The organism is Pseudomonas sp. 39004 (genome assembly GCF_028682155.1).
Lineage (GTDB): Bacteria > Pseudomonadota > Gammaproteobacteria > Pseudomonadales > Pseudomonadaceae > Aquipseudomonas > Aquipseudomonas capeferrum.
This window is the reverse complement of record NZ_JANIAG010000029.1, coordinates 1-12,152: the sequence shown is the minus strand read 5'-3', so window position 1 is coordinate 12,152 and position 12,152 is coordinate 1. Positions and strand designations below refer to the sequence as shown.

10 protein-coding genes are annotated in these 12,152 nt (G+C 60.7%); all 10 read left to right on the top strand.

Features of this window, described 5'->3' with window-relative positions; all coding sequences use genetic code 11:
- Window positions 1-4: 4 nt before the first annotated feature.
- On the top strand, window positions 5-1,159 hold the full coding sequence (flgJ, locus tag NP534_RS07570) for a flagellar assembly peptidoglycan hydrolase FlgJ (protein WP_274098325.1): 1,155 nt from the start codon (window positions 5-7) through the stop codon (window positions 1,157-1,159).
- A 12-nt stretch (window positions 1,160-1,171) separates the two neighbouring features.
- Entirely contained in the window at window positions 1,172-3,214 is a 2,043-nt protein-coding gene (gene flgK, locus NP534_RS07565) for a flagellar hook-associated protein FlgK (protein ID WP_274098324.1), read from the top strand.
- A gap of 13 nt (window positions 3,215-3,227) precedes the next feature.
- Window positions 3,228-4,790, top strand: coding sequence for a flagellar hook-associated protein 3 (locus NP534_RS07560; RefSeq protein ID WP_274098323.1), 1,563 nt, complete (start codon window positions 3,228-3,230; stop codon window positions 4,788-4,790).
- 411 nt (window positions 4,791-5,201) lie between these two features.
- Window positions 5,202-6,131, top strand: coding sequence for a ketoacyl-ACP synthase III (locus NP534_RS07555; RefSeq protein WP_095063733.1), 930 nt, complete (start codon window positions 5,202-5,204; stop codon window positions 6,129-6,131).
- A 305-nt stretch (window positions 6,132-6,436) separates the two neighbouring features.
- Window positions 6,437-7,879 (top strand): flagellin N-terminal helical domain-containing protein, encoded by a 1,443-nt coding sequence (locus NP534_RS07550; protein ID WP_274098322.1) that lies wholly within the window; start codon window positions 6,437-6,439, stop codon window positions 7,877-7,879.
- A 76-nt stretch (window positions 7,880-7,955) separates the two neighbouring features.
- Entirely contained in the window at window positions 7,956-8,309 is a 354-nt protein-coding gene (locus NP534_RS07545) for a flagellar protein FlaG (RefSeq protein ID WP_274098321.1), read from the top strand.
- Window positions 8,310-8,392: 83 nt separating this feature from the next.
- Window positions 8,393-9,778 carry a flagellar filament capping protein FliD gene (gene fliD / locus NP534_RS07540; protein ID WP_274098320.1) on the top strand — a complete coding sequence of 462 codons (1,386 nt, stop codon included), beginning with the start codon at window positions 8,393-8,395 and terminating at the stop codon, window positions 9,776-9,778.
- Window positions 9,779-9,906: 128 nt separating this feature from the next.
- Window positions 9,907-10,308, top strand: a complete 402-nt coding sequence (gene fliS, locus NP534_RS07535) for a flagellar export chaperone FliS (RefSeq protein ID WP_033699497.1) — start codon at window positions 9,907-9,909, stop codon at window positions 10,306-10,308.
- Window positions 10,309-10,323: 15 nt separating this feature from the next.
- Window positions 10,324-10,617: a flagellar protein FliT gene (locus NP534_RS07530; protein ID WP_274098319.1), complete on the top strand. Its 294-nt coding sequence runs from the start codon at window positions 10,324-10,326 to the stop codon at window positions 10,615-10,617.
- Between the two features lie 168 nt (window positions 10,618-10,785).
- A partial coding sequence (gene fleQ / locus NP534_RS07525) for a transcriptional regulator FleQ (RefSeq protein WP_274098318.1) occupies window positions 10,786-12,152 on the top strand: 1,367 nt, incomplete at its 3' end.

The following is a 12,152-nucleotide window of genomic DNA, read 5'->3' as shown; positions in this document are numbered from 1 at the left end:
CAGGATGAACAGCAAAAGCCTGGTATCCGGTGGCGCCGACAGCGGCGCCTACACCGACCTCAACCGCCTGAACTCGCTCAAGCACGGCGACCGCGACAGCGAAGCCAACGTGCGCAAGGTGGCCCAGGAGTTCGAATCGCTGTTCATCAGCGAAATGCTCAAGGCCTCGCGCAAGGCCAGCGATGTGCTGGCCGCCGACAACCCGATGAACACCGAGACGGTCAAACAGTACCGCGACATGTATGACCAGCAGCTGGCCGTGAGCATGTCCCGCGAGGGTGGCGGTATCGGCCTGCAGGACGTGCTGGTGCGCCAGTTGACCAAGAGCAAGAGCACGGCAGGCGCCAGCAGCCCGTTTGCGCGCGGCGAGGGCAGTGGCCCGGCGCTGTGGGGCAACAAGGTGGCTGAGCCGGTGCATGCCACCGAGTCGGGTGCCACCCGCAACGACGTCGCGGCCCTCAATGCGCGGCGCCTGGCGCTGCCGAGCAAGCTCACCGACCGCCTGCTGGCCGGCATCGTGCCGTCGGCCGCGACCAGCAACGGCGCCGCCGTGCCGGCCCGTGACGGCCAGCAAGTGGCCAAGGCCTTTGCCGTGCCGGAAAACGGCCTGCGCATTGTCGGGCGTGCCGTGGCCCAGCCGCCGCTGGCGCCGAACAAAGCCTTCAGCGACAGCGACACGTTCGTGGCGACCATGCTGCCGATGGCCGAGCAGGCCGCCAAGCGCATCGGTATCGACCCGCGCTACCTGGTGGCCCAGGCGGCGCTGGAAACGGGCTGGGGCAAGTCGGTCATGCGCAACACCGATGGCAGCAGCAGCCACAACCTGTTCGGCATCAAGGCCAGTGGCAACTGGCAGGGCGAGCAGGCGAGGGCGATCACCAGCGAATTCCGTGATGGCCAATTCGTCAAGGAAACGGCGGCGTTCCGCTCGTACGATTCCTACCAGGACAGCTTCCATGACCTGGTGAATCTGTTGCAGGGCAATTCCCGCTATCAAGGTGCGCTGGACGCGGCCGATAACCCTGAGCAGTTTGCAAGAGAGCTGCAAAAGGCAGGTTATGCGACTGACCCGGGCTATGCGAAGAAGATCATCAGCATCGCCCAGCAAATGCAAGCAACCCCTCAATACGCCATGGCTGGCAGAACCACGAATCTATAAAAGGACTAAATCATGTCGAGCCTGATTTCGATCGGCCTGAGTGGCCTGAGTGCCAGCCAGGCGGCATTGTCGGTTACCAGTAACAACATCGCCAACGCCGCCACCAGTGGCTATTCGCGCCAGCAGACGATCCAGGCCGCAGGGGCCTCGCATAACATCGGCGCGGGCTTTCTCGGTACCGGTACTACGCTGTCGGACGTGCGCCGTATCTACAGCGCTTACCTGGACAACCAGCTGCAGACCGCCACCTCGCTGCAGGCCGACTCGGTCGCGTTCCAGGACCAGATCACTAGCGTCGACAAGCTGCTGGCTGACCGCGACACCGGTATCAGTTCGGTCCTTACCGCGTTCTTCTCGGCCTTGCAGACGGCGGCGGCCAAGCCCGGCGACGTTGCTTCGCGGCAGTTGCTGCTGACCCAGGCGCAGACCTTGAGCAACCGCTTCAACGCGGTGTCCAACCAGCTCACCCAGCAGAACGAAACGATCAACTCGCAGCTCGATACCATGGCGGGTCAGGTCAACAAGCTCACGGCCAACATCGCCGAGTACAACAAGCAGATCTCTGCAGCGACGGCCACCGGCAATACCCCCAACAGCCTGCTGGATGCGCGCAGCGAAGCGGTTCGCCAGCTCAACGAGCTGGTCGGCGTGACCGTGCAGGAGCGCGACGGCAACTACGACGTCTACCTGGGCAGCGGCCAGTCGCTGGTCACCGGCAACAAGGCCAACACCCTGTCGGTGCAGCCGGGGGTTGCCGACAAGAGCCAGGCCAGCCTGCGTATCAACTATGAGTCGTTCAGCTCTGACGTGACCTCGGTGGTGAGCGGTGGCGCGATCGGCGGTCTGCTGCGCTACCGTCAGGACGTGCTGACGCCGTCGATGAACGAGCTCGGCCGCGTCGCCCTGGTCGTGGCTGACAGCATCAACAGCCAGCTGGGCCAGGGCCTGGATGCCAATGGCCAGTTCGGCAGCTCGCTGTTCTCCAGCATCAACAGCGCCACCGCCGTCGCCCAGCGCAGCCTGGCGTCGTCGAACAACAGTGCAGGGTCTGGCAACCTGAATGTGAGCATTGCCGACAGTGGCGCGCTGACCACCTACGACTACGAGGTGAAGTTCACCAGCGCCAACCAGTACAGCGTGCGCCGCTCCGACGGCACCGACATGGGCAGCTTCGACCTCAATGCCGACCCGGCACCGGTGATCGACGGCTTCAGCCTGGCGCTCAAGGGCGGCGGCCTGGCGGCGGGTGACAGCTTCAAGGTGATCCCCACGCGTGCGGCAGCAGGCAGCATCACCACGACCCTGACCGATGCCAACAAGTTGGCGTTCGCCGGGCCGATCAGCGCCGCAGCGGGTAGCGGCAACAGCGGCACCGGCACCATCACCCAGCCTGCCCTGGGCGAATCGCTGGACATCTATGGCGGTGCCGATACTGCGTTGATCCAGCAGTCGATTCGCGACTCGATGCCGGTACGCGTGGTCTTCGACGCCGCCAACGGTGGCTCCCAGGGCTACAAGCTGTTCGATGCCAAAGGCACTCAGATCGGCACCGGCAGCGTGGTGCCTGGCCAGGACAATAAACTGTCCGTGGCCGTGCCCATGCTCGATGCGGCTGGTAATCCAATCCTCGATGGCAGCGGCAACCCGCGCACCTTCAGTGTCGAAACCACGATCGGCGGCAGCCCGGCGGCGAATGACAGCTTCACCCTGTCGTTCAATGCCGACGGCAAGGCAGACAACCGCAATGCCACGGCACTGCTCGACCTGCAGACCAAGTCGACGGTGAACACCGGGTCTGGTGGCGGCACCAGCTTCACCTCGGCCTATGCCTCGCTGGTCGAGCGCGTGGGCGCCAAGGCCAGCCAGGCTGCCATCGACACCACCGCGACCGAGGCGGTCATCAAGTCCGCCAGCGAGAGCCGCAGCGCGGTTTCCGGGGTCAACCTCGATGACGAGGCGGCGAGCCTTGTGAAGTTCCAGCATTACTACACGGCGTCGTCGCAGATCATCAAGGCGGCGCAAGAAACCTTCAGCACCCTGATCAATGCTTTGTAAGGAGTAGACTCTCGTGCGTATTTCCACTGCTCAGTTCTACGAGTCCAGCGCCACTAGCTACTCCAAGAATTTCTCTGGCATGAACAAGACCAACGACCAGGTCACCTCGGGTATCCGTATCCAGACGGCGGCCGATGACCCGGTCGGCGCCGCGCGCCTGCTGCTGCTGCAACAACAGCAGGCACTGCTGGACCAGTACGGCGGCAACATCAATACGGTGAGCAACGCCCTGCTGCAGGAGGAGAGCGTGCTCTCCACCGTCAACGACGCCATGCAGCGCGCCAGTGAGCTGGCGATCCGTGCGGGCGGGCCTGGGGTCACAGACTCCGACCGCGTGGCCATCAGCACCGAGCTCAAAGAGATCGAAGCCAACATCTTCGGCCTGCTGAACTCGCGCGATGCCAACGGCGACTACATGTTCGGCGGCTCCAAGAGCACTTCGCCACCCTATGTGCGCAACTCCGACGGCACCTACAGCTACCACGGTGACCAGACCCAGCTGAGCCTGCAGGTGTCCGACACCCTGAACCTGGCGACCAACGATACCGGCTTCAGCGTATTCGACTCGGCCAGCAACAAGAGCCGCACCGAGTCGACGCTCTTGGTGCCGGCCACCGACGATGGCGTGGTCGGGGTGTCGCCAGGCTTGATGACCTCGAGCAGCAGCTACAACAACAACTTCACTGCAGGCCAGCCCTACAAGCTGACCTTCACCAGTGCGACCCAGTACGTGATCACCGACGGCACGGGCCGCGATATCACCGCTGAAACCGCCACCAACGGTCACTTCGACAGCAACACCGAAGGCTCCAACCGCATCGCCTTGCGTGGCGTCGAGTTCGAAATCACGGTCACGCTGGAAGAGGGCGCCGACGCCGACGCTTCGGTGGCGGGGCGCGAGTTTTCCCTGGCGGCGCGGCCGGACTCGTTCAACACCACCCGCAGCGCCGGCAACACCTCCAGCGCCCAGGTCACCAGCAGCACCGTAAGCGACGAGGCGGCCTATCGCAGCACGTTCCCCAGCAACGGTGCAGTGATCAAGTTCACCGGCCCTGGCAGCTACGAGTTCTACGCGCAGCCACTGACGGCTGACAGCAAGCCTGTGGCTACTGGTACGTTTACGGCGCCAGCCTTGACGGTGGCGGGTGTGACCTACCAGGTTTCCGGTTCGCCGGAGGCGGGTGACCAGTTTGCCGTTACCGCCAACACTCACCAGAACCAAAACGTGCTGGAAACCCTCAGCCAGCTGCGCGCTGCGCTGGATACGCCGGTCACGGGCACAGGCCAGGCCAACTCGCTGAAGGATGCCGCGGCTTCGGCCATCGCCAACCTGGCCAGCGCCCGTGAGCAGGTCGATGTCACCCGGGGTTCGATCGGTGCCCGTGGCAACTCGCTGGAGATCCAGCGCCAGGAGAACACCAGCCTGGGCCTGGCCAACAAGACCACCCAGAACGCCATCGGCAACACGGACATGTCGCAGGCTGCGATTACGCTGACCTTGCAGCAAGCCATGCTCGAAGCTTCGCAGCTGGCTTTCTCGCGCATTTCCCAGTTGAGCCTGTTCAACAAGCTCTGATCCGCTGCTGCCCCTGCAGGCTCGCACAATCCTTGTGCGGCCTTGCCGGGGCGCCGGACCGGTCGTAATGGGCTGCGCAGCGGCCCCAGGTTCTGTGGCGCAGCAAAAATCGCCGGGGCCGCTACGCAGCCCTTTCGCGACGCAAGGCCGCTCCTACGGGGATCTGTGCCTGCCTGGTCATTCCTCGAATTCCTCAGTCTCCACGCCCCGCGCACGGCTTTCGTAGCATTTCAATGTGACCAATGAGTCAAAACGCTCATCTTCCCTGTATTCTATGCAGCAGCTGTTGCAGCATTTTGTTACCGGTGCGCAGGCGAGCTCTGCTTTCAACCCTTGGCGGTGACGCTCCGGTATTTGGCGCCCTCAATTCATCGAGTGGTGGTCTTTGGCTGTTTTCATTGGGAAGCCAGAATGATTGGCATCAAAAGCATCGCGAGTTACGTGCCCACCGCTGGCCTGGACAACTATGTCCAGGGTGCGAAGTTCGGCAAGGACGAAGAGTTCATGTTCGGCAAGATCGGCGCGTCGTTCCTGCCGCGCAAGGCCGAAGAGCAGGAAACCTCCGACCTCTGCGTAGAGGCCGCCCAGGCCCTGTTCGCCAGCAACCCTGACCTTGATCCGCAGTCGATCGATGCGCTGATCGTGGTCACGCAGAATGGTGATGAAGAGGGCCTGCCGCACACCGCTGCCATCGTCCAGAGCAAACTTGGCCTGTCTACCCGCGTGGCGGCGTTCGACGTGTCGCTGGGCTGCTCCGGCTATGTGTATGGCTTGTATGCGATCAAAGGCTTCATGGAAGCGGCAGGGCTGAAGAACGGCTTGCTGATCACCGCCGACCCGTATTCGAAGATCGTCGACCCGGAAGACCGCAACACCACCATGCTGTTCGGCGACGCCGCCACCGCCACCTGGATGGGTGAAAACGCGGTGTGGAACTTGGGTGAAGCGCGTTTCGGTACTGACGGCTCCGGTGCCGAGCACCTTAAAGTCACTGACGGCAAGTTCTTCATGAACGGCCGCCAGGTGTTCAACTTTGCCTTGGTCAAGGTGCCGGCGCACCTGCACGAACTGCTGGATGCCAGTGGCCTGACGTCGGCGGATATCGACGCCTTCTGTATTCACCAGGGCAGTGCGGCGATTGTCGATGCCGTGGCCCGGCGCTTCGAAGAGCAACACCCGGAGAAGTTCGTCAAGGACATGCTGGAAACCGGCAACACCGTGTCGTCCAGCGTGCCGCTGCTGTTGCAGAAGCACATGCTTGACGGCAGCTGGAAGCGTGTGGCGATCAGCGGCTTTGGTGTGGGCTTGTCTTGGGGTTCGGCCATCCTGTATCGCGACTGATTGCTCGCAGCCCCCAAAAAAGCGCCCGGCGGCCACCGCCTGGCGCTTTTTTTATGCCTGCAGAAAAACCGCTCTCGTGGTGGTGCTGCAAGCCGTTATCTGGCGCATTTCATAAGGTTTTTGACGCCAATAAAATGCCCTTAAGCCCTTGATTTTCCGAGGGTGGCCGCTTGCCAGTATTTTTTTTTCAAAAAAGCCCTCAAGCAACCCGCGCACCCGACGATAACTATTACGAAGGTTCTCTAGGCCAAGCCGGCGGTTGCCAAGGCCGGAAGCCGCAGTACCCATCCAACGAGGATTTCGTCATGGCTTTAACTGTAAACACCAACATTGCGTCGATCACTACTCAGGGCAACCTGACCAAGGCGAGCAACGCTCAGACCACTTCGATGCAGCGTCTGTCCTCGGGTCTGCGTATCAACAGCGCTAAAGACGACGCTGCTGGCCTGCAGATCGCCAACCGTCTGACCAGCCAGATCAATGGCCTGGGCCAGGCTGTGAAGAACGCCAACGACGGTATCTCGATCGCCCAGACCGCTGAAGGTGCGATGCAGGCTTCGACCGACATCCTGCAAAAAATGCGTACCCTGGCTCTGTCCTCGGCTACTGGCTCCCTGAGCGCCGACGACCGTAAGTCGAACAACGACGAATACCAGGCGCTGACCGCTGAGCTGAACCGTATCTCGGAAACCACCACCTTCGGTGGCCAGAAGCTGCTGGACGGTTCGTACGGCACCAAGGCCATCCAGGTCGGCGCCAACGCCAACGAAACCATCAACCTGGCCCTGGACAACGTTTCCGCCAAGAGCATCGGCTCGCAGCAGATCAAGTCGGGCACTATCTCGCCAAGCGCCAGCGGCGTCGCCGCAGCCGATCTGGTTGTCACTGGCAACGGTCAGAGCAAAACCGTCAGCTACGATGCCGGCTCCTCGGCCAAAGACATCGCTGCCAAACTCAATGGCTCGATCGGTGGCCTGACTGCTACTGCCAGCACCGAAGTCAAACTGGCTGTTGCCAGTGGCGCTGCAGCTACTCCAGCCAACTTCGACCTGACTGTAGGCGGTAGCACCGTCAGCTTCATCGGTGTTAAGGACACCGCAAGCCTGGCTGATCAGTTGAAGTCCAACGCCGCCAAGCTGGGTATCAGCGTCAACTATGACGAATCGACCAAGAGCCTGTCGGTCAAGTCGGACACTGGCGAGAACCTGGCCTTCACCTCCAAAGCTGGCGCAGACGCCATCTCGGTGGGTGCACGCAACGGCAGCGGTGATTTCCCAGGTACTCTGACCACGCTTTCCGCTACCCTTGACGACAAATCGACTATCACTGGCCAGATTTCTCTGGACTCCGCCAAAGGTTACTCGGTCGCTAACGGTGCAACCGGTACGGGTGCTACTGACCTGTTCGGCGCGGCGTCCAAGTCCTCGGATAAAACCACCATCGCTGATACCGATGTTACCGACGCCGTCAATGCCCAGAACGCTCTGGCCGTTATCGACAAGGCCATCGGTTCGATCGACAGCGTCCGTTCGGGCCTGGGTGCTACCCAGAACCGTCTGCAAACCACCGTCGACAACCTGCAGAACATCCAGAAGAACTCCACCGCTGCCCGCTCCACCGTGCAGGACGTGGACTTCGCTTCGGAAACTGCCGAGCTGACCAAGCAGCAGACCCTGCAGCAGGCTTCGACTGCGATCCTGTCGCAGGCTAACCAGCTGCCATCTTCGGTCCTGAAACTGCTTCAGTAATTCAGGCGCCTGAGTAAAGGGTGAAAGGGCGCGTTTACGTGCCCTTTCACCCTTTTTGGCATGAGGAGTTCGAAACATGGACATGAATGTCAAGCTGAGCCAGGTGTACCCGTCTGTGTTACCCCAGGCGCCAGTCGCTGACCGGGACCCGGTAGTGCCTGCCAAAGTGCAGGAGGCTGCTGCTGCCCCTGATAGTCAGCCGCACTCGCGCGAAGACCTGGAGAAGGCGGTTGGCGAGATTCGTGATTTCGTCCAGTCGAGCCAGCGTCAGCTGGACTTTTCCATTGATGATTCCACGGGGCAGGTTGTGGTCAAGGTGATCGCCACCCAATCAGGTGAAGTGATTCGCCAGCTCCCGTCGGAAACAGCACTGAAGCTTGCACAAAGCCTCAGTGAAGCCGGCAGCCTGCTGTTTAATGATCAGGCATAGGCTGGCATGATTTTTGTTGCTGTTATCTATTTGATGGATTTATCCGCCAAGGATCCGGCAGCTACTGAACAAGGAGAGCAATGATGGCAGGTACAACAGTCAGCGGTATTGGCTCGGGCATTGATACCCAGGCGATTGTCGATTCCCTGGTGGCCGCGCAGAAGGCGCCGAAGCAGGCGCAGATCAATACCCAAACGCTGAAGGCAACCACCACGTTGTCCTCTATCGGCAAGATTCAGTCGGCCCTGGATGCCTTCCGCGGCGCCTTGACCAACATGACCGACACCAACAGCTTCGGCGGTTTGAGCCTGAAGTCTTCGGATGAGAAGGTCGCGACCGTCACCATGGGTACCGGTGCTGCCAACGGTTCGTTCAAGTTGATTGTCGACAAGCTGGCGACTGCGTCGAAAATCTCGACCAAGGTCTATGCGAACGGCGCGGGCTCGGTAGTCAATGCCGGTAGCACACCGACCACCTTGACCATTCGTCAGAATGACAAGAACTACGATCTGAGCGTTCCTGCCGGCGCAACACTGCAGCAGGTGCGCGATAACATCAACAGCCAGTTCGGCGTGGCGGGCCTCAGCGCCAACGTGCTGACGGATGCCAATGGCTCGCGTTTGATCATCACCTCGACCAAGATGGGTGAAGGCTCCGACATTACCCTGCTGGGCGATTCAGGCATCGATACGGGCTATACCGTTGTCGATGAACCGGCGGATGCTGAGTACACGCTCGACGGCATTGCCATGAAGTCCAAGACCAATGACATCACCGATGCCGTCAGTGGTCTGAACATCAAGCTGATCGGTACTTCACCGAAAAACGCTACCAGTGGCGAAGTGACCGCTACCATTCTTTCGCTGAGTACCAGTTCCGCGACGTTGAAGTCGGGCCTCAAGGGTTTCATTGATACCTACAACGCCTTGCTCAATGTGATGAACGCAGAAACCAAGGTCACCAAGAATGCCAACGGCACCATGACCGCTGCCGCGCTGACCGGTGATGCCGCGATGCGCACGTTGATGTCCTCCATTCGTGAGGAGCTCAATGCGGTGTCGGGCAATGGCACCTTGAAATCGCTTGCGGCCTTCGGTGTCACCTCGGCCCAGGATGGCGGTGCGCTGAGCCTGGACGACAAGAAATGGGACAAGGTTGCCTCGAACAATGCGGCAGACGTGACCAGTATTTTCAATGGCAAGGACGGTTTGCTGGCGCGCCTGCAGAAGGTCACCGAGCCATTCGCCAAAGCCGCCACCGGCTCCCTCGCCGAGCGCTCCAAGACCCTGAGCGAAAGCCTGACCAAGCTCAAGAGCGAGCAGGACTCGCTGGATGCTCGTATGGAAGCCCTGCAGAAAAGCCTGCAAGACAAGTACAACAACATGGATACCCTGGTCACTCAGTTGCGTCAGCAGCAGAACTCGGTGCTGAGTACCCTCAACGCACTGAACAAATCGAGCGACGATTGATCAGTGAGCGGTGCGTGAAGCCCGGGCGTAACGCCCGGCTTCATGTCATCAGCCGGTAAAGTTTTCCGCCTTTTGCCCGATACAGGGAATATCACCCCCCTTTAGCCTGCCCGTCACGAGGTCGCAAGATGAATCCCATGAGAGCCCTTCGTCAGTACCAGAAGGTCAATTCCCATGCCCAGATTTCCGAAGCCACGCCGCATCGCCTGGTGCAGATGCTGATGGAGGGTGGCCTTGATCGCATGGCGCAAGCCAAGGGTGCAATGGCCCGTGGCGACATCGCGGAAAAGGGGCTGATGCTCGGCAAGGCGATCGACATCATCATCGGCCTGCGCGATGGGTTGTTGCCTGAAAAGAGCGAAAACCCGGAGTACGTCGAAAAGCTCGACGCCCTTTACGTCTACATGACCAACCGCTTGATGCAGGCCAACGTCGACAACGATGCCGGCATTATCGACGAAGTTGCCCAGCTGCTGATTACCGTGAAAAGCGGTTGGGACGGCATCGCCGACGCCCAGCCCGCCAGCTGACGGAAGGAGATTACCGTGACCGCACTGCAACGCCTCGATGACACCTGTGATGCCCTGATCGGTGCCTTGGGTGAGCGTGACTGGGATGCCATTGCCAAGCTGGATGTGGCGTGCCGCGCGTGCATCGACGAGGTACTGGAAACCCACGCGATGGACCAGGCGTTGCTGCGCGGAAAGCTGGAAGGGGTGCTGCGGGTCTACCGCAACCTGATCGATGTGACAACCGGTGAACGCCAGGCAATTGCCGAAGAGATGATGCAGATCAACCAAGCGAAAAATGCTTCGAAGGTTTATCATCTGTTCAGTTAATATGCGCACAACTGAATAAAAGGCGCCATAAATTTGACTGTTTGGGCCTTTTTGACTTTACTAGTGGCTGTTTTCGAATTTCAGACGTCCGAACACTGACCATTCAGTCGGAATGATGTCGAGCATGCCCTTGCAGGGCGCCGATATGACTAGGGAAGTTGCTATTGCATGTGGCGTGAAACCAAGATTCTGCTGATCGATGACGACAGCGCGCGCCGCCGCGACCTTGCGGTGGTGCTGAACTTTCTCGGCGAAGAAAACCTCGCTTGCTCGAGCCAGGACTGGCAACAGGCGGTCGAGACGTTGTCCTCGAGTCGTGAAGTGCTGTGCGTGCTCATCGGCGCTGTAAACGCTCCGGGCAATCTCCTAGGGCTCGTTAAGACAGTGGCGGGTTGGGATGAGTTCCTTCCTGTTATGCTTTTAGGTGAAATTTCTTCTGCCGAGTTCCCGGAAGACCTTCGTCGCCGGGTACTGTCCAACCTGGAAATGCCACCAAGCTACAGCCAGCTGCTGGATTCGCTGCACCGTGCCCAGGTCTATCGCGAGATGTACGACCAGGCCCGCGAGCGTGGCCGCCAACGCGAACCCAACCTGTTCCGCAGCCTGGTCGGCACCAGCCGTGCCATCCAGCACGTGCGGCAGATGATGCAGCAAGTGGCCGATACCGACGCCAGCGTGCTGATTCTGGGTGAGTCCGGCACCGGCAAGGAAGTGGTGGCGCGCAACCTGCACTACCACTCCAAGCGCCGCGAAGCGCCGTTCGTGCCGGTCAACTGTGGCGCGATCCCGGCCGAGCTGCTCGAAAGCGAACTGTTCGGCCACGAGAAGGGCGCCTTTACCGGGGCGATCACCAGCCGTGCCGGGCGTTTCGAACTGGCCAACGGCGGTACCCTGTTTCTCGACGAAATTGGCGACATGCCCTTGCCGATGCAAGTCAAGCTGCTGCGTGTGCTGCAGGAGCGTACGTTCGAGCGCGTGGGTAGCAACAAGACCCAGAGCATCGACGTGCGCATCATCGCCGCGACGCACAAAAACCTCGAGAGCATGATCGAGGACGGTACCTTCCGCGAAGATCTGTACTACCGGTTGAACGTGTTCCCCATCGAGATGGCGCCGCTGCGTGAGCGGGTAGAAGACATCCCGTTGCTGATGAACGAGCTGATTTCGCGCATGGAGCACGAAAAGCGTGGTTCCATTCGCTTCAATTCCGCTTCGATCATGTCGCTGTGCCGCCATGGCTGGCCGGGCAATGTGCGCGAGCTGGCCAACCTGGTCGAGCGCATGGCGATCATGCACCCGTACGGGGTGATTGGCGTGTCCGAGCTGCCGAAAAAATTCCGCTACGTCGATGACGAAGACGAGCAGATGGTCGACAGCCTGCGCAGTGACCTGGAAGAGCGCGTGGCAATCAATGGCCACGCGCCGAACTTCAGCAACCCTGCGATGCTCCCGCCTGAAGGGCTGGACCTGAAGGACTACCTCGGTAGCCTGGAGCAGGGCCTGATCCAGCAGGCGCTGGACGACGCCAACGGTAT